This is a genomic window from Larkinella sp. C7 (assembly GCF_006149005.1).
GTDB lineage: Bacteria > Bacteroidota > Bacteroidia > Cytophagales > Spirosomataceae > Larkinella.
In genome coordinates this window covers 406199-429288 of the sequence record NZ_VBSL01000002.1, presented here as the reverse complement: position 1 = coordinate 429288, position 23090 = coordinate 406199, and the positions used below count along the sequence as shown (strand labels likewise).

Annotated in this window: 21 protein-coding genes; 10 read left to right on the top strand and 11 right to left on the bottom strand. The window is 52.2% G+C overall.

Annotated elements, in window-relative coordinates:
- Window positions 1–251 precede the first annotated feature (251 nt).
- Window positions 252–974 (top strand): endonuclease/exonuclease/phosphatase family protein, encoded by a 723-nt coding sequence (locus tag FH871_RS06945; protein WP_138990672.1) that lies wholly within the window; start codon window positions 252–254, stop codon window positions 972–974.
- A gap of 760 nt (window positions 975–1734) precedes the next feature.
- Here FH871_RS06945 and FH871_RS06940 read toward each other — a convergent pair.
- Window positions 1735–2073: a LytTR family DNA-binding domain-containing protein gene (locus tag FH871_RS06940; protein ID WP_138990670.1), complete on the bottom strand. Its 339-nt coding sequence runs from the start codon at window positions 2071–2073 to the stop codon at window positions 1735–1737.
- Between the two features lie 615 nt (window positions 2074–2688).
- On the opposite strand from FH871_RS06940, the gene FH871_RS06935 reads away from it, so the two are divergent.
- The 4 genes from FH871_RS06935 (at window position 2689) to guaA (ending at window position 8386) form a co-directional block, all read left to right on the top strand.
- Window positions 2689–3915: an exo-beta-N-acetylmuramidase NamZ domain-containing protein gene (locus tag FH871_RS06935; RefSeq protein WP_138990668.1), complete on the top strand. Its 1227-nt coding sequence runs from the start codon at window positions 2689–2691 to the stop codon at window positions 3913–3915.
- Between the two features lie 130 nt (window positions 3916–4045).
- On the top strand, window positions 4046–5875 hold the full coding sequence (locus FH871_RS06930; RefSeq protein WP_138990666.1) for a sialate O-acetylesterase: 1830 nt from the start codon (window positions 4046–4048) through the stop codon (window positions 5873–5875).
- 95 nt (window positions 5876–5970) lie between these two features.
- A complete protein-coding gene (locus FH871_RS06925; protein ID WP_138990664.1) occupies window positions 5971–6726 on the top strand; it encodes a T9SS type A sorting domain-containing protein in 756 nt (251 codons plus the stop codon).
- Window positions 6727–6853: 127 nt separating this feature from the next.
- Window positions 6854–8386: a glutamine-hydrolyzing GMP synthase gene (gene guaA, locus FH871_RS06920; RefSeq protein WP_138990662.1), complete on the top strand. Its 1533-nt coding sequence runs from the start codon at window positions 6854–6856 to the stop codon at window positions 8384–8386.
- A gap of 114 nt (window positions 8387–8500) precedes the next feature.
- Here the strand turns inward: guaA and FH871_RS06915 are convergent, their stop codons facing one another.
- Both FH871_RS06915 and FH871_RS06910 read right to left on the bottom strand, forming a co-directional pair.
- The gene (locus tag FH871_RS06915; protein ID WP_138990661.1) at window positions 8501–8698 is read right to left on the bottom strand and encodes a hypothetical protein; all 198 of its coding nucleotides are present in this window, start codon (window positions 8696–8698) and stop codon (window positions 8501–8503) included.
- Window positions 8699–8710: 12 nt separating this feature from the next.
- Complete coding sequence (locus FH871_RS06910; protein WP_138990659.1) at window positions 8711–8938, bottom strand: hypothetical protein; 228 nt, start codon at window positions 8936–8938, stop codon at window positions 8711–8713.
- A gap of 83 nt (window positions 8939–9021) precedes the next feature.
- Between FH871_RS06910 and FH871_RS06905 the strand changes: the two genes are divergently transcribed.
- Complete coding sequence (locus FH871_RS06905; protein WP_229317106.1) at window positions 9022–9825, top strand: alpha/beta fold hydrolase; 804 nt, start codon at window positions 9022–9024, stop codon at window positions 9823–9825.
- A 3-nt stretch (window positions 9826–9828) separates the two neighbouring features.
- On the opposite strand, the gene FH871_RS06900 is transcribed toward FH871_RS06905, so the two are convergent.
- A complete protein-coding gene (locus tag FH871_RS06900; RefSeq protein ID WP_138990658.1) occupies window positions 9829–10395 on the bottom strand; it encodes a hypothetical protein in 567 nt (188 codons plus the stop codon).
- A gap of 41 nt (window positions 10396–10436) precedes the next feature.
- Entirely contained in the window at window positions 10437–10937 is a 501-nt protein-coding gene (locus tag FH871_RS06895) for a GbsR/MarR family transcriptional regulator (RefSeq protein ID WP_138990656.1), read from the bottom strand.
- A 111-nt stretch (window positions 10938–11048) separates the two neighbouring features.
- Between FH871_RS06895 and FH871_RS06890 the strand changes: the two genes are divergently transcribed.
- The gene (locus tag FH871_RS06890) at window positions 11049–13475 is read left to right on the top strand and encodes a penicillin acylase family protein (protein WP_138990983.1); all 2427 of its coding nucleotides are present in this window, start codon (window positions 11049–11051) and stop codon (window positions 13473–13475) included.
- A 1-nt stretch (window position 13476) separates the two neighbouring features.
- Here the strand turns inward: FH871_RS06890 and FH871_RS06885 are convergent, their stop codons facing one another.
- The 4 genes from FH871_RS06885 to FH871_RS06870 form a co-directional block, all read right to left on the bottom strand.
- Complete coding sequence (locus tag FH871_RS06885) at window positions 13477–14160, bottom strand: hypothetical protein (RefSeq protein WP_138990654.1); 684 nt, start codon at window positions 14158–14160, stop codon at window positions 13477–13479.
- Window positions 14161–14207: 47 nt separating this feature from the next.
- Window positions 14208–14612 (bottom strand): GntR family transcriptional regulator, encoded by a 405-nt coding sequence (locus FH871_RS06880; protein WP_138990652.1) that lies wholly within the window; start codon window positions 14610–14612, stop codon window positions 14208–14210.
- 2 nt (window positions 14613–14614) lie between these two features.
- A complete protein-coding gene (locus tag FH871_RS06875) occupies window positions 14615–15409 on the bottom strand; it encodes a hypothetical protein (RefSeq protein WP_138990650.1) in 795 nt (264 codons plus the stop codon).
- Window positions 15410–15518: 109 nt separating this feature from the next.
- A complete protein-coding gene (locus FH871_RS06870; protein ID WP_138990649.1) occupies window positions 15519–16352 on the bottom strand; it encodes an ATP-binding cassette domain-containing protein in 834 nt (277 codons plus the stop codon).
- Between the two features lie 523 nt (window positions 16353–16875).
- On the opposite strand from FH871_RS06870, the gene FH871_RS06865 reads away from it, so the two are divergent.
- The 3 genes from FH871_RS06865 to FH871_RS06855 are packed head-to-tail and all read left to right on the top strand — an operon-like array spanning window position 16876 to window position 19156.
- Window positions 16876–17241: a DUF3244 domain-containing protein gene (locus tag FH871_RS06865; protein WP_138990647.1), complete on the top strand. Its 366-nt coding sequence runs from the start codon at window positions 16876–16878 to the stop codon at window positions 17239–17241.
- Between the two features lie 11 nt (window positions 17242–17252).
- The gene (locus tag FH871_RS06860; RefSeq protein WP_138990645.1) at window positions 17253–18380 is read left to right on the top strand and encodes a sensor histidine kinase; all 1128 of its coding nucleotides are present in this window, start codon (window positions 17253–17255) and stop codon (window positions 18378–18380) included.
- Window positions 18377–19156 (top strand): LytTR family DNA-binding domain-containing protein, encoded by a 780-nt coding sequence (locus FH871_RS06855; RefSeq protein WP_138990644.1) that lies wholly within the window; start codon window positions 18377–18379, stop codon window positions 19154–19156. Before FH871_RS06860 ends, FH871_RS06855 begins: the two co-directional genes overlap by 4 nt.
- Here the strand turns inward: FH871_RS06855 and FH871_RS06850 are convergent.
- Together FH871_RS06850 and FH871_RS06845 are read right to left on the bottom strand one after the other, a co-directional pair.
- Window positions 19134–19859, bottom strand: a complete 726-nt coding sequence (locus FH871_RS06850) for a hypothetical protein (RefSeq protein WP_138990642.1) — start codon at window positions 19857–19859, stop codon at window positions 19134–19136. The genes FH871_RS06855 and FH871_RS06850 overlap by 23 nt on opposite strands.
- 70 nt (window positions 19860–19929) lie before the next feature.
- On the bottom strand, window positions 19930–23046 hold the full coding sequence (locus FH871_RS06845) for an efflux RND transporter permease subunit (RefSeq protein WP_138990640.1): 3117 nt from the start codon (window positions 23044–23046) through the stop codon (window positions 19930–19932).
- Window positions 23047–23090: the final 44 nt, after the last annotated feature.

Genomic DNA, 23090 nt, shown 5'->3' with positions numbered 1-23090 from the left:
CCCCATACTGGTGGATTCGTATTTTCGATTTTACGCGGCTTCAGGTAAGCATTCTCTGTCTGCTAGCGATTGGTCTGACGCTCGTCTACCGGCCACGCTACCGGTGGTTATTGGCTGTTTTATTGCTGATTGCCTTTGTCTACCAGGCCGACTACATCAGCGACTATACCCCCCTTAGACCCACTCAGGCCCGAACAGCCAATCAGGTTCAGTCCGCTGGCCGATTTCAAATACTGGTTTGTAATATTCGCATGGAAAATCGTGAAGCGGAGCCGTTTCTGGCGTTGGTGAATAAAATGAAGCCCGATCTGTTGTTGATCAACGAGCCGGATGGCTGGTGGGAGCAGCAACTCCAGCCGTTAAAAAAGCATTATCCCCACCAGGAAGGGCTTCCCCTGGCCAATACCTACGGTATGATGCTGTTTTCAAAGCTACCGCTTGAAGGAGCGCAGGTACGTTCCCTGGTCGAACCAGATATTCCCTCGATCTGGACGACCATTCGTTTACCCTCCGGCAATACCTTCGACCTGTACTGTTTGCATCCGCCCCCGCCTAAACCGGGCACCCGCTCCTACGAAAGGGACGCTGAACTGCTGCTGGTTGGGAAGCATATTCGCAAGCAGGGACGCCCGGCTCTGGTGACCGGCGGCCTGAATGACGTGGGCTGGTCGCGTACCTCACGCCTGTTTCAGCGGTACAGTGGGTTAGTTGACCCGCGCCGGGGTCGGGGACTCTACAATACCTACAGCACAAATGTTCCTTTATTTCGGTATCCGCTGGATCACATTTTTTACTCAGATGATTTTGGTTTAGTGCAGATAAAGCGTTTGCCCGACATTGGCTCCGATCACTTTCCTATGTTGGTGGAACTCAGCTTCGAGCCCAAGACTCAAAACACGCGCAACGCGCCCCAACGCCAGGAGGGGGACTCTACGCGGGTGAGAGAAAAGGTAAAAGAGGGGCTAAACCAATAGCCTCAATGTGTAACAAGAGTGCTTGCAATGGCCTTTCTGTATCACAAACGCAAGTAAATAATACGGAGTTAATATCAATTGCCCCTTCATAATTGCTTGTTGTTGCATTTCTGATATCTTCGTTGTAATTCTTCATAAACCCAGTTCGCATATGGAAGTTTCTCAATTCATTCTTCTTGCAGCATTCATTGCTGAGCTTTGGTTCCTTTATAGAAAGAGCCATCGTAGTGATCGCGGGCAATCTTAATAATGGGGCGTTTTATTTTCTTTGCATTCCCAGTAACATCTTTCCGGGAACCCAATTCTAAGTAATCTATAGATAATCAATATTATTGAGCTGGCTTTTGCCTACTTGCTAGGCATTGTATTGACTATACGTAGAGACAGCAAAATCCCATATCTGGTTTCGGTTGGAAGTTTTAATCTAGTAAAGATTTCATAATTGGCTTGCGGGGTCTTGTACAATTCAACGGCCTCTTTAGGACAGTCGTAGGTATACCCAAAAAGCAAAAAAGGGAAAATAAACCAGCAATGATCAGCTATCCACTTCAAAAAAAACAATGGAAAGACTCAAAGTTTTAGGTTATTATCAATTAGCTGGTGGCGTAATGGTGCTTTTTCTCTGGCTGAATACTTGGACCGGTGCATCCGGGAACATTTAGTCCAGCGCAATAATCCATAGATGTCCCGGTTGTTGCGGGAGCGGCCCTGTTGCGGTTTTGGGGACGTAGTATCCCGGCGAAACAGTCGGGGCAGGGTTCTACGAATGGCCATCGGTAATGTGTTGGTACTGGTCGAACTGACGGCGGACCACGGCGATCCGTCGGCGTGAAACCGTCAAATACTGGCCCCCCGGCAACGCACTCCCTTTGATAAAACATCTTGCACTTCCGGCCTGGACATTGGCGGGCCATCGGATACGGGTCACGTAGAAAGGATTGACCGCCGTCTTTCGATGGATGCGAATAAAATGGGAAAAGGGCGTTTTGTCCAGCGCTCTTTTCAACGTCAGGCAAACGACCTTTTCTTTTCCGTCAGCGTAATGAATACGGGTGTAGTTGCCCCAGCCGGACAGGTGGGTAACCAGCGTAGACTCCATAGCACGTCACAGTGGATATTTTTAGCAATTATAACAAACAGTTATATCAAAACAAATGTCGTAATATGAAAAGTTATAGGTGGTTTATTGTATCTGTATACCCCCATTCAGGCGTGTCGCTGTCGGGCGGAGTGCCATGTGAGCCTGAACGGGCGGCAGAGTAGTCCGGGGCAGGAACTACCGGTGCAGCAGCCTGATGAGGAGAACAAACGAGACCAGGGCGGTCAGCGCAATCGGAACAACGATATACCCTTCGGGCAACCGGCGGAGGAGTTATTTGATGGTTTTCATGGTCAAAGAAAGAGGGATTCAAAGATTGAAAATTCATCCGAATTCCACTGCGTTTCGGAAGCACATTTTTGAACCGGTGTGTAAGGGAGGTAGTCAACCCAGGAAGAAAGGCCGATTTTTTTGTTTTTTTTCCGCTCCCGTAAAAACTTCGCGTGGCATTGAAAATATGCCATTACCTTTGTGAAATGCCCCTTTCGGGGAATATTATTTCAGAAATATTACAGTATTGTTTTCTGAAATTATGTCCAACGCCTTGGTTATTAGTTGCTAATAGGATATACACCTATTGGTAAGAGATTTGCAATACAAATGATCCGACGATTCATGACTTCATCCGTAAAATTACTCTTCATCGCCTGTTTGGCCGGTTTTTTGGGAACGCCGGGGGGCTGCACGGCCCAATCCGGCAAGAAGCCGACCACCGTTGCAACGGTGGAACCCATCCGCACCGGTGCCGAACAAATGAACCTTTACCTGCCGTCGTTGCTTGGCAAACGGGTAGGGCTGATCGTCAACCATACTTCCGTCATTGGCAAAACGCACCTCGTCGATAGCCTCTTGGCAAAAGGCGTTACCATTAAAACCATTTTTGCGCCCGAACACGGTTTTCGCGGACAGGCGACCGACGGCGAACATGTCGCCAATGGCCGCGATCCGCGCAGTGGTGTTCCCATCATCTCATTATACGGAGCCAACCGCAAACCGACGCCCGCCCAACTCGATTCGCTGGACGTGCTCCTTTTCGATATTCAGGATGTGGGAACGCGGTTTTACACCTACATCAGCACGATGCACTACGCGATGGAAGCCTGTGCAGAAAACAAAAAATCGTTCATTGTGCTGGACCGCCCGAATCCGAATGGCAGCTATGTCGACGGCCCCATTCTCGATCCCCGGTTTCGGTCGTTTGTGGGTATGCACCCGGTTCCCATCCTCCACGGTCTGACAGTGGGCGAATTGGCCCGGATGATCAACGGGGAAAAGTGGCTGAAACGGCCGGATACTGCCTCGGCCGATCTGCTGTGTCCGCTGACGGTGGTTCCCGTAAAAAACTACACGCACCAGCTTCCGTATACGTTGCCGGTGGCTCCTTCGCCGAACTTGCCGAATCAGCAAGCCATTCTGCTGTATCCGACGCTCTGCCTGTTTGAAGGAACGGTCGTCAGCGTGGGGCGCGGAACCGACAAACAGTTTCAGGTCATTGGGGGCCCTAAAAACCCGAAGTTCGGGGCCTACCAGTTTACCCCCGTCGACAAACCGGGGGCCATGAATCCGCCCCAGGAAGGCCAGCTTTGTTACGGCATGGATCTGTCGGGGATCGATGCGACCCGGCAGGGGCTAACGCTCAACTACCTGATCGACTTCTACAAAAAAGCCGTCGACAAAGACAAGTTTTTCCTGGCAACGAATTACATCCACAAGCTGTACGGAAACGACCAGTTGCCCCTGCAACTGAAAATGGGGTTGTCGGAACAGGCCATCCGGAAAACCTGGGAACCGGGTTTGAGTCAGTACAAGGAAATGCGTAAAAAATACTTACTCTATCCGTAGGGAATTACCAGATTCGAAGGCTTCTATATGATGTTACCGAATAATAAATTAAGTAAGATTTTAAGTGTAATGAATTGACTGACATAGAGATAATTGAAATCTTACGCACGTAACTTGTAAACGTGTGTCTATGAAAAAATACTCTATTGTTTGTTCTTGTTTATTACTCATTTTTTCTCCTTTTTTTTCAATTGCTCAAATCGGTATCGTCTGGCAGAAGTGGCCCGCAGCCTTGCAACTGTATCCGCGTGACGATCAGAACAAAGCGGAGGTCCCCATTGCCGGACGCCTGCAATCTGTCAGCTACTCCCACGCATCGGTCTGGGTTTACAAAAACAACACCAAATGGAAATACCTGCGGACGGCGGTTTCCAAAAACGGGGGAGAATCCCGGTTCCAGTTTACGCCGACGATTGAAGCAGGTTTGCATCAGTATAAATTTGTGGTGTATGCGGTTGCGGGGGGCGATTCCGTATTGGTCGACACCCGCGACAACATCGTTTGTGGTGATGTGATTCTGTGCATGGGCCAGTCGAATCTCACTGGTTTTTATCCCAACAACTACAGTTACCGCAACAATTTCGTCCGGGCTTTCGGAAATAGCGCGGGTGCGGTACCCGACACCGTCTGGCGGTTATCCAATATTCAGGAAGGCCAGGTGGGGCTGATTGCCACCGAAATCCAGCGGCTTATTCTGGAAAAACACGGGATGCCAACCTGCCTGATCAACGGATCGGTGGGCGGCACCTCGATCAAAAGCCACATTGCCCGCAACGCGGCTAACCCGGCTGATCCGCAGACGCTGTACGGTCGGCTGCTCTACTGGGCCCGAAAGGCGGGCGTTGCCAACAAGGTGAAGGCGTTCATCTGGCGGCAGGGCGAAAACGAAGCCGGGGGCGGTTCGGCCATTGGCTATGAGCAGGACATTCAGACCTTGTTCGGCTACTGGCAAACGGATTATCCGAACGTCGGGAAATTCTACGTGGTTCAGAATAACCTGCTGCCCGATGCCAACAAAGGCGCTTCCCAATTGCGGGATTTCCAGCGGAGAACGCCCCAGCTCTTTCCGCGCACGGAAGCCATTGCCACGGTGGGATTACCGGCCTACGGCGGTGTTCACTACGGTCCGGAAGGCCAGTACCAGTTTGCCAGTGAAGTCTTTCGCCTGATTGCCCGCGATGTGTATAATTCGTCCGATCTCAACGGCATTGCGTCGCCGTCCATTCGGAAAGCGTATTACAAAACCGCCGAGAAGAAAGAGGTTGTCCTGGAGTTTGAAGCCGGGCAAAACATGGTGTGGAAGCAGGACACCGTGGTGAACGGCGTTACGCAGGACATTCGGGATTTTATCTATTTCGATTACGCCAACGTTCAGCAGGAACGCGTGATTGAAAGTGGAACGGCGGAAGGAAACCGGATTACACTGAAGCTTACCAAACCGATTTCGGCCACGGGTATCACCTACCTTCCGAATCATTTTAAAACGCCGTTTGGGGGACCTTTCCTAAAAAACAGCCGGGGAATGCGGGCTTTCACCTTCCACAAAGTAACGATCGAGGCTGCTTCGGGCATTACCCCGCCGGTTGAAAATCCGCCCCCGACCGATCCGGTGGTGGTAACGCCACCCCCAGCCCAGTCGGCGACGGCGACCAATCCGCCGGGAACCAACTATGGCGGGAGCCTGGACGGCGCCAGTTGCGACAACATCTGGGGGTGGGTCTACAACAAAGACTACCCCAATGCGCCGATTACGGTGGAGTTCCTGGTCAATACGACCGTCGTCGGTACGGTTACGGCTGCTCATTTCCGGCAGGATCTGAAGAACGCCAACAAGGGCAACGGAGAGCACGGTTTTAATTTTCTCCCTCCTGCCAGCCTCAAAACCGGACAGAATCAGGCCATCAAGGCNATACGACCGTCGTCGGTACGGTTACGGCTGCTCATTTCCGGCAGGATCTGAAGAACGCCAACAAGGGCAACGGAGAGCACGGTTTTAATTTTCTCCCTCCTGCCAGCCTCAAAACCGGACAGAATCAGGCCATCAAGGCTCGGGTGGTGGGGACGAATTATTTCCTGCCGGGTGGCCCCAAAAACCTGACCTGCGCCAATACGGGTACTCCTCCGCCCAATCCGCCGGTTGAAAATCCGCCCCCGACCGATCCTGTTGTGGTAACGCCACCCCCAGCCCAGACGGTTACGACCACCAACCCGCCGGGAACCAATTACGGCGGGAATCTGGATGGAGTCCGATGCGACAACATCTGGGGTTGGGTTTTTCACAAGGATTACCCCAATGCACCGATCACGGTGGAGTTTCTGGCCAATAATGTCGTCGTCGGTACGGTTACGGCTGCACATTTCCGGCAGGATCTGAAGAATGCCAAGAAGGGCAACGGCGAACACGGTTTTAATTTTTTACCCCCCAATAGCCTTTTGAATGGGCAAAACCAATCGATCAAAGTGCGGGTGGTGGGGACAAATTATTTCCTGCCGGGTGGCCCCAAAAATATGACCTGTACGAACTCCGCGCGTTTGAGTGCCGAAACCGTTGACGAATCGCTGGCCGTTATGGTGTATCCGAATCCATCGGCGGGGCGGCTGCACATCCGGCTGTTCGTTCCGGAAAAACAGGTGGCGACCTTGCGGATGACCGATCTGTCGGGCCGTCTGGTCTGGCAACAGGCGGTAACCGGGGATGGAAATTACCGCGAAGAAGTCGTCGATGTGCCGGAAGCGGTGGTTCAGGCGGTGGTGGTTTCCGCACAGGTGGGGAACCGGAAAGCCGTGAAAAAGGTCTTGCTAAACCGGTAAAGCAGGAAGGGGCCGCAACGGTTTTCGGGCGGTTGCGGCCCTCGACTGATGTACAAAATGCGGGATTCAAACGTTAAAGTTGTCAGTTTCCTAAAAACACCCTAATTTTGGTTTTTAGAAACGTATCATGACAACCGAACAAATACTGATTCTCGATTTCGGTTCGCAATACACCCAACTTATCGCCCGCCGGGTGCGCGAACTCAACGTTTACTGCGAAATCCATCCCTACAATCACCTCCCCACGATCAGCCCTGATGTTAAGGGTGTTATCCTGTCCGGTAGCCCGTGTTCTGTTCGGGACGCCGACGCGCCCATGGTTCATCTGGCCGCTTTTCGGCACAAATTGCCCATTCTGGGTGTATGTTATGGCGCTCAGCTCATGGCCCATACGAGCGGGGGAGAGGTCAAACCGTCGACCATCCGGGAATACGGCCGGGCCAAACTGAGCACGCTGAATACCGAAAATCCGTTGCTGAAAGGGCTGGAAGTGAACACCCAGGTATGGATGTCGCACGCCGATACCATCACCTCCGTGCCGGCTAGTTTCGAGATCATTGCCTCGACCGAAACCGTTCGCGTGGCCGCCTTCCAGATTCACAATGAACCGACCTACGGCATTCAGTTCCACCCGGAAGTGACACACTCCACGCAGGGAAAAACCGTCTTGAAAAATTTCGTAGTCGATATCTGCGGCTGCTCGCAGGACTGGACCGCCGAGTCGTTCGTGGAATCGACCATCGCCGATCTCAAAGCAAAAATCGGCAACGACAAGGTGGTGATGGCTCTTTCGGGGGGCGTCGATTCGTCGGTGGCGGCCACGCTCGTCCACCGCGCCATTGGCCAGAATCTGTTCTGTATTTTTGTCGATAACGGTTTGTTGCGGAAAGACGAATTTGAGCAGGTGCTTGAATCCTACCAGCATCTGGGATTAAATATCAAAGGCGTCGATTCCAAAGACCAGTTTTATTCGGCCCTCGCCGGTCTGACCGATCCCGAAGCCAAGCGCAAAGCCATTGGCCGGACGTTCATCGAGGTGTTCGATCAGGAATCGCATCTGATCGAAGACGTGGACTGGCTGGGTCAGGGAACGATTTATCCCGATGTGATTGAGTCGGTTTCGGTGAAAGGGCCGTCGGCTACCATCAAATCGCACCACAACGTCGGTGGTTTACCCGCTTTCATGAAGCTGAAAATTGTGGAACCGCTGAACACGCTGTTTAAAGACGAGGTCCGGACGGTTGGAAAGGCGCTGGGATTACCCGATGCCATTCTGAAACGCCATCCGTTCCCCGGCCCCGGTTTGGCCATTCGGATTCTGGGCGATATCACCCCGGAAAAAGTGCATATTTTGCAGGAAGTGGATGCGCTCTACATCAATGGATTGAAAAAATACGGTCTTTACGACCAGGTCTGGCAGGCCGGTGCCATTCTCCTGCCAATCCAGTCCGTCGGCGTAATGGGGGACGAGCGAACCTACGAACGCGTGGTTGCCCTCCGCGCCGTCACGAGCGTCGATGGCATGACGGCCGACTGGGCGCACTTGCCTTACGAGTTCCTGGCCGACATTTCAAACGAAATCATCAACCGCGTCAAAGGTGTCAACCGCGTCGTCTACGATATTTCTTCCAAACCACCGGCCACCATTGAGTGGGAATAGGGAGTTGAGAGTTAAGAATTAAGAGTGAAGAGTTAAAATGGGCTGACGCACTCAAATACGTGCGAACTCTCTTTAACTCTTCACTCTTAATTCTTAACTCTTAATTCTTAACTCTTAGTCTTCACTGGAAACACCGTTTCCTTCACCTTCTTCTTCATATAATGTCGTCTGTTCCAGATCGGGGTCGGGGCTGGGGAGGTTTCCGGACGGGCTAATGTCCGGTTCCAGTTCTTCGCCTGCATTCGGGTTGTTGCGCGCCATTGTTGAGGCCACGCCCTGATTTTCGTCTTCGGCCGGATTGTAAGTATCCATACGGTTTCTGGTTTATGTGCCACTGCGGGTGACTTTCCCGCCGAGAGCGTAGTTATCGTCCTGATGATGGTCGTGTTCGCCGGTCGGGTCGCCATCTTCATCGACCGGTTCATCGTAAAGGTCGGTTTCTTCCTCGATTTCGTTCAGTTCATCTTCATCACCATCTTCGATGGAAGCACCGCTTTGGTTGGTGAAAAGATGGGGGTTGATGCGGGCCAGCCGCGAGCTCATGAGTTCCATAATTTCCGTCTCCGTTTGCGTATATAACCAGGCGAATTGAGAAAGGTTTTATTCGTATCTTACTGACCTGAACTCTGTATCGTGTGATAAACCGTCTCGCAATTCTTCTGCTGGCTTTGCCATTGCTTTCCTGGGCGCAAGCGTCCCGCGAACCGCTGTTTACATCTTTTGACGGCACGAAAATTCATTATGAAGTGGCTGGTGAAGGGAAACCGGTCGTGCTGGTACACGGTTTTATGGGCAGCGCTACGTCCTGGCAAAAAGCTGTGCTGAGACAATCGCTGCTGGATGCCGGGTACAAAGTCGTTCAACTGGATTTACGCGGCAACGGCCTGTCCGACAAACCGCACACCGTCGATGCCTATCGAAACGACGCCGAAGCGCGCGACATCATGGCATTGATGAATTTCCTGAAGCTAAAAAACTACGATGCTGTCGGTTATTCGCGTGGTTCTATCATTACGGCGCGGCTTTTGGTATTGGATAAAAACCTTCGTTCGGCGGTTTTGGGCGGTATGGGCGCGGATTTTACCGATCCGAACTGGGCGCGTCGCATGGCTTTTGCCGAACTGTTCAGCGGAAAAGCGCATTTACATCCGGAGTTTCAGGGCGCATTGAATGCCGCCAAAACCAGGGGGCTCGACACGCTGGCGCTCGGGTTTCAGCAGCAAACACAACCTTCGACCAGTCCGGCAGAATTGAGCAAGGTCAAAATCCCGGTTCTGGTCATTTCCGGGGATCAGGACGAAGACAACGGCCGGGCGGGTGATCTGGCGAAACTGTTGCCGAAGGCCACGCTGAAAACCGTGCCGGGCAATCACGGCAACACGTCCGGTTCGGAAGGCTTCGCGCGGGAGGTGCTGGCGTTTTTGAAGTCCGCAAAATAGCGATCAGTTTTTAGTACCTGCGTGGAGAAAATAACCGGTAATGCAATTGCCGACAAAGCTGGGGCCTACAAAACCCCAAAAGAACGAAAAGCGGTTACCAGGGGAGTACGGAAAGGACGTACAATGATAAAGGACCAAAAAGAGTCCCATCCAGCCAATGGCCGCGAGTCCATTTCCGTATGCCCACTGCCCAATCCGCCATTGCGGAAATATCAACGCCATCAACAGTTCGGCAGGCATTTGGCTGATGTAATAAGACAAAATAAAGTGCGTAACATTTTGTACATACGAGTAATCCGTAGGAAGCCCTAGACGGATAAAAACACTTTCCAATATTTCATAACTTACTCCGTACGAGAAGATTGAACCTAAAAGCCACGTCCACCACCAGGCAGGATGCTCGGAAGCCGGGTGGGCGCGAATGGCCAGGTATTGAGAGGCAACTAGCAAAAGTGGGAAATAGTAGATCATCTCTTCCATCATGCCTATGCCGTATGCTGCGATTGGTAAAAAGATCCATATCTGATACCATGGCTCATGCAGCAGAAATAATTTTAATTTCTTTTTCATATTGTATTTTCAATAAAAAATGAAAGTTTGAAATAAAAAAATTATCGGAACACTTTTAGAAACTGGCTCATCAACCAATTTTCCTCGGCTTTGATGACGGCATTCAGGGTATTATCGGCAAACCCCACCACTTTGCTGATGTCGGTGATCACTTTTTGAAATTCACGCGCTTCGGGGGAGTCGGTGTCGATGACTTTCAGCTCTTCCAGAACCTCAATGACCGGTGTGATTTCCCGGCGACGGCGTTCTTTAGCTACCTGCCGGGCTATTTTCCAGACGTCTTTCTCGGCATAAAAAAACTCCCGCCGTTCGCCCAGTTTAAGCTGTTTGTAAATCAGGCCCCAGTCCAGCAGATCGCGTAGGTTCATGTTGGCGTTTCCGCGCGAAATCTGAAGGGTTTCCATGATGGCGTCGGTGTCGATCGGTTCCGGCGAAATCATGAGCAGTGCGTGAATCTGCGCCATGGTTCGGTTAATGCCCCATTGCGTCGCCAGCGTTCCCCACGACTGAATAAACCGGTTTCTTGCTTCGTCTAACGTCATGGCGTAAAAGTAGTGCGTGTTTTTGAATTTTCAATAAAAAATGAAAGTTTATTTTCTGTTCTTTTCAAATAAAAAAAAGAGTACTTTGAGAAGCCAACCCCAACCTGAATGATGCGATTAACGGTTTTGCTCCCGGCATTCTGGCTCCTGTTCAGCAGTCCGGTTGCCTGTACCCAATCGACGGAGAAACTCAGGATTCCGGGATTGAAACAACCCGTCGAAATCCTCCGCGACCGCTGGGGCGTCGCCCATATTTATGCTCGGAATGAGCACGATCTGTTTTTTGCCCAGGGCTACAATGCCGCCAGCGACCGGCTGTTTCAGCTCGAAATCTGGCGTCGGCAGGCCACCGGAACCGTCGCCGAACTACTCGGAGCGAAGGAGATTAAACGGGATCAGGGGACGCGCTTGTTCCGGTTTCGGGGCAATCTGGAGCAGGAACTGAAACACTATCATCCCAACGGCCCGCAGATCGTCGGCGCTTTTGTCGAGGGAATCAATGCCTACATCCGACAAATTAACCAGACACCGGAGAAACTGCCGGTCGAGTTCAAACTGCTGAAAACGCAACCCGGTTTCTGGACGCCCGAAGTGGTCATCAGCCGCCACCAGGGTTTGCTGGAAAACGTGCGGACGGAACTGGATTTGGGGCGACTGGTCCATTTGCTGGGGCCGGACAAAGTCCGGGAATTGTCCTGGTTTCACCCAGTAAACAAAGCGGGAGAACCCGATTTGACCCTGCATGTCAATGGCGCGGAGCTGTTTCAGCCCATTCTGGAATTGTATGAAGCGTTTCGATTGCCGATCCGGTTTACGGACCGGGATACCGGTTTGGGCGCAACGGAGGAAGAAGCTTTGCTGACGCCGGAAAAAAACCGGCCTTTGGATGAAAAACCGCGCGATGGTTCCAACAACTGGGTCGTCAGCAGCCAGCGGTCGGTGAGCGGTTTTCCGATGCTGGCGAACGATCCGCACCGGGCGCAGGCGGTTCCGTCGCTGCGCTACTGGGTTCACCTGCGCGCGCCGGGCTGGAATGTGGTTGGCGCCGGGGAACCCGCGCTGCCGGGTGTTTCGGTCGGTCATAACGACTCTGGTGCCTGGGGACTGACCATTTTTGAGACCGATGTAGAAGATTTGTACGTCTACGAAGCCAATCCTGCCAATCCGAATCAATACACATACAAAGGAGCCTGGGAGACCGTGCGGGTGATTTTCGATACGATTGCCGTCAAAGATCAAAAACCGGTCGTCGTGCCGTTGAAGTATACGCGGCATGGTCCGGTCGTGTTTGAGGACGCGAAAAATCATAAATTGTATGCCGTTCGGGCGGCCTGGCTCGAAACCGGTTGTGCGCCTTATCTGGCGAGTTTGCGGATGAACCAGTCGAAAAACTGGACCGAATTTCGGCAGGCCTGCACCTACAGCCGCGTTCCGGGCGAAAACATGGTTTGGGCTGGGCGGCATTCCGCGGGCCGACCAGCCGCCACTCAAAAAGGAGCCATTGGCTGGCAGGCCACCGGCATTTCGCCCATCCGCCCATCTAAAACCTGGACGGGCCTCGTGCCGGTGCCGGGCGACGGGCGGTTTGAGTGGGGCGGTTTTCTACCCATTCAGCAACTGCCCGGCAAGGTGAACCCGCCCGAAGGATTTGTCGTAACCGCCAATAACAATCTGATCCCCAAAAGTTTTCCGCACCGGAATGCGGTCGGGTGGGAGTGGGCGTCACCGGTGCGGTCGGATCGGATCACGGAGTTGATCCAGGCAAAACCGAAGCATTCGCTGGCCGATTTCAAAACCTTGCAGTCGGATTATCTGTCGATGACCGCCCGGAAACTGGTGCCGTTGCTGGAAAGTCTGAAAGCCGATGACGAACCCATCGAATGGGCGCGGCAGCAGTTGCTCAACTGGGATTTCAAACTGGAAGCCGGTTCCATCCCGGCGGCTGTTTACGTAGCCTGGGAAACGCAATTGCGCTGGGCGGTTTACGAATTGGCCGTACCGGAAAAAGCCTGGAAATACATGCCTGCCATTGCAACGGAGAAAGTGGTGCAGTGGCTCCGGTCTGATCAGCCAGGTCCCCTGAAAAATAGTGACCGGAATGAGGTGTTACTCGCCTGCCTCGACAACGCGATTGCCGATCTGACCAAGCGACTGGGGCACGACCGCACCCATTGGTGGTATGGACAGACCGGGAATAAGCACAGTTACCTGCGGCATCCACTGTCGAATCTCATGACCCCACAACAGGCATCGGAGTACGGTATTGGTCCGGCACCGCGCGGTGGTTACGCCGAGACCGTCAACAGCACGGGCCACCAGATGAATCAGGAATACGGCGCGTCGTTTCGGATTCTGGTCGATACGCAGGATTGGGACAAAACGCTGGGCATCAACAACCCCGGTCAGTCGGGCGATCCGGCCAGTCCGCATTACCGGGACTTGTTTCCGATCTGGGCTAAAGACGACTATTTCCCGGTTTATTTCTCTTCCGAAAAAGTAAAGTCAGTCACCGAAAAGCGAACGGTTCTGGAGCCATAGGCTATTGAAGCTTTTTCAGCAAACCGCCCGGCACATTCACCGTTGCCAGACTGTCGGATTGCAGCGTGAGTGTCCCAAAAATATCGCGCTCGGCTTTGAAAACAGAACTGTCGCGGGAGATGATGAGGGCGGTGCCGACGTGGTTGGTCGGTTTGGTGTGCAGTTCGCTGCCCTGCCCGTTGGTTACCGTCAAATTTTCGATGGCTGAGTTCGTAAGCATGGTGCCTGCGTTTTCCTGAACAATAGACAGCTTTTCAGTTTTGATATCCTTCAGGATACAGCTGATTCGCGTGGTGTACAAAGCCTGAAAGGCTGGGGTCATAATAATCGCTACGGGACTCGAATCGAAATTATAGTGCACGCGGGATTGCCAGGAATCGGCGGGAGGCTGGTAACGGATGATGAGGGTGTCACCCTTCGACTGAAACGTAATATCTGCTTTGTTTTTGTCCGGTAAATGAATGCCGAACTGAGTCCCGGTTTGCACCCTCAGGAGCCCAATCCCCGTTTTGTGGCCTTCCAGTTTTAGAACCCGGAATGGTTTGATCTTCAGGGCCGAAAGGCCATGGAAAGGGTTTTTGAAGTCGATTTTGTCGTATTCGGCCCTCAGTGCCACATTGGTGCCGATCAGTGTCAGAAGACCAACGGTGAACAGCGCGATCAGAAGTTTATTGCTTGTTTTCATAAGCGGTTTATGGTTTTTGGCGTATAGACTGATACCGCAGGCGGTGATCAACTCTCCTTCACCGATTGGTCAATTTTAGCAGCGTTGAATTCGGTTTCGATGAATGCCTTATACCGCTCCTCAATCTCTTCCAGGCTGATGTTAAGCAGGTATACATTGCGGAAAAAGTACGGTAGTTCGGTTTCCAGAAATTGCCCTTTTCGGTACGACTTGATGCGTTCTTCCGCTTCGTCGGCGGCAAAAAAACCGATGCCCCGTTTGTTGTAAATAATGTCTTTCTGCTGTAGAAAATCGTACGTCCGCATCACCGTATTGGGGTTGACTTCCAGTTCGACACCCAGGTCCCGAACCGAGGGAATCCGGTCGCCCGGCGGCCATTGACCCAGCAGGATTTTTTCGCAGACGTAATCGACAATTTGCAGGTAAATGGCTTTTTTATCCAGAAAATCCATGCTTAAAGTTCTTTCTCTTTAAAACGTACGTAGGCAATATACCAGAGTGTAGGAATCATCAGCAGTAAAATGGCATTGATGATCCATTTGGATGTACCGGCTAATTCGACCGAATACCACCGCCCATCCTGGGTAAAACTCACTTCCTGAAACAGCGTGAAACCGTAATGATCCCGTTCGGGAAAGAGCAGTTGAATGATAAAATCATTGATAAAGGCCACCGTAACGATAAGCAACGTAATGGCAAGAGCACCGGTTTTTACGAAGGGTAGCCTGACGAAAAAAATGGAACCTACAAAAAAGAAGAAAGGTGTTATGTAGGTTAGGTATTTCAGAAACGGGTCCATGTATGGCCCAATGGGGTTGAGCAACTCATACTTTGGCGATGACGCAGGAAGGCGGGGGTTAATGATCGAGAAACAAATGCCTTCGACGGCGTAAAATACACCCAGAAAAACCGGTATGAATAAAATCAGCATCAGAAACGCGACCAGGTATTTTTCCAGTTGAGAGGCTGGTAGGGACAGATACGGAATTCCCCGGAGGGGCGTGCTCACCACCCGGAAGGATTCACTGGCAAACCAGGCTGAGGCACCACAAAAAAACAAGCCAAACAGAATGCCGTGGTTTTGATACACATTGGTACTGAAGGCCCTGATTCGTACGGCATTCGGCAACAGCATGGCAATCAGGAGCCCGAACAGCAGGCCGGCCCCCAGCAAATACGATTTAATGTGTTCGGTTAGGTGCAGTTTCAGTACCAGGCCGAAGCGGTGGAAATTGAACGTTTGGTTCATGGTTTAGAAAAGAGACATGAGCGTAGAGACGAAAGACAGCAGGGGGGCGGGAAGGCCCGAAAGGAGCGCGGCCAGCAGGATTTGGAGGATGGAGACGAAGCGCATACGGTTACTGGAAAAGATTTTTGATGCCCGACCGGTTGGTTACAACGGCGTTGAAAAGCCGCTCCAGATCGACTTTGCTGTCTTCCTGCTCCGTGTTTTCCAGCACCACTGAATACCCGCGCAACGACGGTTCGGCGTATAACACCCGGTTGGTTTCGGTAACGCTGCTCAACGAGCTGAACAACAGTCGGTCGCCTATGTCGGCCAGGGAATGATTCAGCAGGATTTCGTTTTCGTCGATGATAATGATGCCGTCGATGAGGTGATCCAGATCCCGAACCTGGTGGGTCGAAATGAGCATGAGCCGGTCGGGCGCAAGCGCCGAAGAGACAATTTTCCGGAACTGGCTTTTCGATGGAATATCGAGTCCGTTCGTCGGTTCGTCCATGATCAGCACCCGGGTGTTGGTGGCCAGCCCAAAACTGATGATGACTTTCTTCTTCTGCCCATATGACATCGCCGTGAGCTTCTGATCCGGCGGCACGTCGAACTCCGAGAGGTATTTCCGGAACTGGCCTTCATCGAATTTCGGATAAAATGGCCCCATCGTGTCGATGTAGCGACTGAGCGAAACCGACGGCAGGTAGATTTCTTCCGGGATGAAATAGAGTTCCTGGAAAAACGCCGGTTCCCGTTTGCAGGGTGTAAACCCGGCCACATCGACGCTGCCCGCCGTGGGGTAGAGCAGTCCTCCCATCAGCCGCAGCAGGCTCGATTTACCCGCGCCGTTTTTACCCAGCAAACCGTAAATGCTGCCCGGCTGCAGCGACAGATTCAGGTCCCGAAACAACAGTTTTTTCGGCTTATAGCCAAACGTCAGGTTTTTAAGTTCGATCATCGTTTTAGTGTACTAAGTATCTAATACACCACAAAACAGTAAAAATGTTTTTACAATGTCAAGCAGTACAGGAAAAATATCAATTATCGCACAGATTCAACCGACCGAAAAGGGCATTCATCTATGAAATTGGGGCATTCGGCGATTAAAAGGTGATAGCCATTTAAAACGGGTCTAACTTGGACGCTTTAAAGCGTTACGCGCTTTAGATAGTTTGTAATAATTGGTTTTATTTTGCACATTCCCCGGTATTCACCGGGGATTTGTCTTTTTTAATCGATTAAGCGGAGTGTTATTTCCTGCCTTGTGATTTGAAAGGTCGTAGTCAGGTTGTTCCTTAAGAAGTTACGAATTTTCACTTTTCCCAGATTGACGCCGGATTCTTCCCCCGAATAGGCCGATTCAACCGCCGGTTTTCGTCACTCAACTTCTTTTATTTTCCAGGGTCGGCTGCCGGGTGCAATTTTGTTTCAAGCAAACGAAATCAATCCCATTGAAACATCCGAAGAATCGGAACACAATCATGAAAAAAACAATCCTGTTGATGCTGGGTCTGGTAGCCGGAACCGCATCGTTCGCCCAAACGTCGTCTGTTTCGCCCCTGCCTTCATCTTCCGAAAGCATTTTCCTGACGGCCACCGATCAAAAAATCAAGTTGTTCATTGAGCCCAAATCCGAAGCGGCCACCATCCTGATGCGCGATCAGAACGGCCATGTGCTGTATCGCAAAACCGTGGATTTGCAGAAGGGACTTCGTCAAAACTTCGACATCTCGGGTCTGGCGAGCGGAGCCTATAGTTTGAGCATCGTGACGGGTAAAACGACCGTTGAAAAACCTTTTGCCATTCAGGAAAAAACCATCGAAAAATACATCACCTTTGGTTCCTGATCTTGTTTCGCATGAAGGCACCGGGTTCTGACCACCTTACGATCTGGCAGAAGGCGCAACTCGCCCTGAGCATTTTCGTCATCTACTGGCCGATTCGTCTTTACATGAACATCGATCAGATCAGTGGGGCGTTTCTGGTAAGTTCCCTGCCTTTCTGGGCACTCGAAATACCGCTGACGATTTTCTTTTTCTTCTGTTGGGTTCTGGTCACCGACTGGCTTCAACAGCGGGTGTTGCACTGGTTTGGCTCCCGGGCGCTGGTGGAAATGAAACTGCCCGTTCAGATCGGCATTCTGCTCGTTGCCAGTGCGCTGGCGGTGGTGTTCAACGGCGGTTTTAACCAGATTCGGGCGGGGATGGCCGATTCGCTGAACCTGCAGTTTCCGCCCGCTGGCCACCGCCCGCCCGTCGAGCAATGGCTCCGCAGTGGTGGGGGCGGAAACCGGAACCAGCGGCAAAAGATGAACAATGGCATTACCGTCATGGCAATGCTGTCGGCGTTCTACCTGGCGGCCAACCGTCGCTCCGGTGCCCGGATGCTCGAACTGGAAATTCAGACCGAACGGCTGGAGAAAGAATCGGCGCAGGCCCAGTTTATGGCCCTCAAAAATCAGGTAAATCCCCATTTTCTCTTCAACAGCCTCAGCATTTTGTCGTCGCTGGTCGAAGTTGATGCGAAACTTTCGGTGCAGTTTATCAACCGCCTTTCCAAAGCCTACCGGTATATTCTGGAGCAGCGCGACAACGAGCGGACCCGTTTACAAACGGAGCTGGATTTCATCGACGCCTACACATTTTTGCTCAAAATTCGCTTTGATGAAAAGCTTCAGGTGGTGATAAGCGTTTCGGAAACCGACGCAAACCGGTATGCCATCGCGCCCCTGACCCTGCAACTGCTGATCGAGAACGCGGTGAAACACAACCAGATGTCGGCGCAAAAACCGCTGCTGGTGTCGATTTATACGGAAGGTGATTATTTGATCGTCGCCAATCCCTTGCAGCTTCGTCCGCAGAACGATACCTCGACGGGCGTGGGCCTTCAGAATATCATGAACCGGTATGCCTTGCTGACCGACCGGCCGGTCTGGGTGGGTGAGCAGGACAATCTGTTTGTCGTTAAAATTCCCTTGTTACCATGAACGTGCTGATTATCGAAGACGAAAAGCTGACCGCTCAGCGGCTGGAGAATCTGCTGCACACCATTGACCCGACGATTCGGGTGCTGGCCCAGATCCCGTCGGTTGCCGAAACCGTTCGCTGGTTCGAAACCCATCCGATGGCGGATCTGGACCTGGTTTTTATGGACATTCACCTGGAAGATGATCTGGGATTTCGCATCATCGAGCAGGTGAAGCTCACCACGCCGATTGTCTTTACGACGGCCTACGATGAATATACGCTCCAGGCTTTCAAGGCCAACAGCATCGATTACCTGCTTAAACCCATCGATTATGATGAACTGGTAGCCGCCATCGAAAAATACAAAGCGTTCCGGTGGGCGTTTTCGGAACCGGCTCCGCCCATGCCCGACTTTTCGGCGGTGCTGAACCTGCTGGGGCAGGCCCGCCCGACGGCTTACAAGGAGCGGTTTATGATCACGGTCGGCACGAAAATCCGGAGCATCGAAACCGCCGGTATTGCCTACTTCTTTTTTGAAGCCAAAGCCACTTTTCTGACCACCCGCGACGGCCAGAATTTTGCGCTTGAATACAGCCTCGACAAGCTGGTAAGTCTGCTGGACCCCCGGCAGTTTTTTCGTGTAAACCGTTCCTTTCTGGTCAGTTTGGCCGCCATTCGCACCATTCACGCTTTCTCCGGGGGCAAACTGAAGCTGGAACTGGAGCCGAAAGCGCGGCAGGAGGTGTTTGTCAGTGGCGACCGGATCACGGATTTTAAAGCGTGGCTGGGGCGCTGAAAAACGGTTTGTTCTCCCATTTCCGGTAGCGGATGAAGCCCCAGATGTCTTTGAAAAATTCCGGATACAGGGTGGTGCCGACGCTGTAATAAGTGCCGTTGTAATGCTGGCTGACATTCGTCTGAAAAACCGAGTAACGATAACCGACCTGGGCGCTCAGCCCGATCCAGCGCGATGCCTTCCATTGTCCGTAAACGCCGATTTGAACCGGCATAAAAAAGTCCCAGCGGGATTTGCCCCGAAGGGTATCCGTTTGGGTGTCCTGGCGAACGATCGATGCTTTTCCCGCGCCAATTTCGACCGGAATACTGAACAGCCAACGGCGGTTGTTGATGGGATTCCCCCAGAACATCAGACTGCCGTAGGCCATATCGGTTTTGGTGTAATACTCAATATTCAGCCGTTTGGCCGCATTGCGGTGCCAGTTGATCAGTCGCAGATAGGAATTGTAAGACAACCAGTAGTAGCCAACCGTCACCTGGTGGCGTTTCTCGCCAAACACGATTCCGGTGTTGACACCCCAGACATTGACCGGTTGCCGGTTGACAAACGAATTCCGAAAATCAAGGTTGAGCGTCCACCGAACCGGATGCCGCGTTGGTTTGACCACAGAATCCACCGGAGCCTGGATTGCAACGCTTTGGGCGCAACCGACGGTTCCTTTCCACCAAAATAGTCCGCAAAGAATCAAAAATGCTTTCATGTCGTCAAGACAAAACCCGCCAAAGTTGGCGGGTCTGTACCGATTCTCTTAAAACATTGCCAAAATATTTTTAAACGGGCGCGAGGCTTTTCGGCCGATAGAACACATAAAAGACCAGCGGAAAGATGAAAAGCGTCAGAAAGGTAGCCGTTATCAGACCGCCGATGACCACAATCGCCAGCGGTTTGGAAGTTTCGGAACCGATGCCGGTGGAGATGGCTGCCGGAATGAGTCCAATGGCTGCCATCATGGCCGTCATCACCACCGGTCGCACCCGCGAAATGACGCCCTGTTTGATGGAATCGTTGAGGGTGAGTCGGTTGTGCAGGTTTTTCTTGAAAACCGAGATCAGAATCACCCCATTCTGAATACAGATCCCGAACAGTGCAATGAAACCAATCCCGGCCGAAATGCTGAAATTGACGTGGGTGATGAGCAGGGCCGCGATACCGCCGATGATGGCAAACGGCACGTTGAACAAGACCAGCGCGGCATCTTTGACGTTGCCAAACAGCACAAACAGAATGAAGAAAATGCCGAGCAAGCTGAGCGGAACCACCTGTTCCAGCCGGGCGGTGGCCCGTTGCTGGTTTTCAAAATCCCCCGCCCATTTGATCGAATACCCCTGCGGCAGTTTGACGTTGTTCGTCACTTTCTGCTGCGCTTCGGCCACGGCGCTTCCCATGTCGCGGCCGCGAACCGAAAACTTCACCGCGCCGTAGCGTTGGTTGCCTTCGCGGTAGATCAGGATCGGACCGGTTTGGGTGTAGATTTTGGCGATTTCCTTGATCGGAATCTGCGAACCGTTGTTGGTCGGCACCATTAGATTGCCAATTTCGGCTTCATTGGAGCGGAAAGGCTGGTCGTAGCGAATCCGGAGATCAAACTTCCGTTCGCCCTCGTAAATCTGCGTCGCGGCTTTGCCACCAATGGCCATTTCTACCACGGTTTGGGCATTGGCTTTGTCGACGCCGTAGAGTGCTAGCTTCTGTTCGTCCAGCTCGATCCGCAGTTCCGGCTGGCCAATGTTGCGGATCACACCGAGGTCAGTGATGCCACTGACGGTGGCCAGCTGCTTCTGGATTTCGTTGGATTTATGTTCCAATGTATACAAATCCGGCCCATACACTTTGACGGCGATCGATCCTTTGACGCCCGAAACCGCTTCGGCCACGTTGTCCATAATCGGCTGCGAAAACCCGAAATCGACGCCCGGAAAAACCGCCAGCTTTTTCTGCATCTGACTGATCAACTGGGCTTTCGTGATGGCGCTTCCGGGCCGACGTTCGGTCCATTCTTCTTTCGGGAAAATGCTGACCAGAAATTCGATGTTGTAAAAACCGGTGGGGTCGGTGCCGTCGTTGGGTCGGCCGGTTTGCGAAATGACGCCCTTCACTTCCGGAAACTGTTCGAAAACGTGCCGCATCTGCGTGGTCAGTTTCACGGATTCGGGTAATGAAATGCTCATCGGCATACTGGCCCGGACGTAAATCGAGCCTTCATCCAGTTCCGGCAAAAACTCCGTTCCGAGCAATTTGAAACCCGACAAGCCCACCACCACCAGACCCAGCGCGAACAACAAGCTCAGTTTTTTGTGGGCAAAGGTGAAGCCAAAGGTTTTGGTCGCGTATTTCGTGATGACATTGACCACCGGGTTGTGTTTTTCCCGAACATCTTTTTTCAGCAGAAAACTCGCCAGAACCGGCACCAGTGTCAGGGTGAAAATCAAGGCACCCAGCAAGGCAAAACCGAGTGTCCAGGCCAGTGGAGAGAACATTTTGCCTTCCACTTTCTGGAAGGAAAAGATGGGAATCAGGCAGGTGATGATGATCAGTTTGGAGAAGAAAATCGCCTTGCCCATTTCCGTACCGGTTTTGCGCAACACGCTGAGCTTGGCGAGTTTATTGAATTTCGGCATCCCGTTGTGCAACGCCATTTCGTCCAGGGTGACAAAAATCCCCTCCACCATCACCACCGCACCGTCGACAATAATCCCGAAGTCGATGGCCCCCATCGAGAGCAGATTGGCCGACATGCCTTTCAGCCGCAGACAGATGAACGCGAAGAGCAGGGCCAGCGGAATGACGATGGAGACAATGACTGTGGTCCGCCAGTCGGCCATGAACAGGAACACAATCACCGTCACGAAAACGAGTCCTTCAATCAGGTTGTGGGTCACGGTGTGCGTCGCAAAATGAATCAGCGTTTCGCGGTTATAAAACGTGTCGATTTGAACGTCTGTCGGCAAAATGCTGGTGTTCAGTTCGTTGATTTTGGCTTTGACGTTTTCAATCACCTCGCTGGGGTTTTCGCCCTTGCGCATCACGACGATGCATTCCACGACGTCGTTCTGGTTGTCGCGCCCGGCCTGTCCCAATCGGGGCAGCGCCGACTCTGAAACCTGAGCCACGTTGCGCACCATGATCGGTGTTCCGTTGGCGTTTTTGATGATGACATTGCCAATGTCCTGGCTGTTTTTTAACAAGCCGATGCCGCGAACGACGTACGCTTCCGAGTTTTTCTCGATCACATCACCGCCGACGTTGACGTTGGAATTGGCCACAGCCTGGTACAATTGCAGGGGCGTAATGCCGTAATCGAGCAACCGGCGCGGATCGACTGAGATTTCGTAGGTTTTCGCTTCGCCCCCGAAACTGACCACATCGGCCACACCCGGCACGCTTTTGAGCTGGCGTTCGATCACCCAGTCCTGCATGGTTTTCAGTTCACGGCTGGTGCGGGTGCTGCTTTTGAGGGTGTAGCGGAAAATTTCGCCGGTTGGGCCGTAGGGCGGTTGCACATCCGGTTTGACGCCATCGGGAATGTCGATGCTGCCCAACAGATTGTTGACCTGCTGGCGGGCAAAGGCATCGTCGACGCCGTCTTCAAACATGATTTTGACGACGGATAAACCAAACAGCGTGGTCGAGCGGATGTCGGTTTTTTTCTGGACCGAATTCAATCCGATTTCAATCGGAATCGTCACAAACTTCTCAATTTCTTCCGCACTCCGGCCCGGCCACTGCGTGATAATGGTTATCTGCGTGTTGGTGACGTCCGGGAAGGCTTCAATGGGCGTGTTCTGGTAGCTGACAAAGCCCGCAACCACCGCCAATGCCGTCAGGAAGAAGATGAAAAACCGGTTCTTCAGCGAGAACGAGATGATATTTTTGATGAACTTGTTCATATTGTTCAATGAGTGATTTGTGATTGAGCGAATGAGTGAATAAG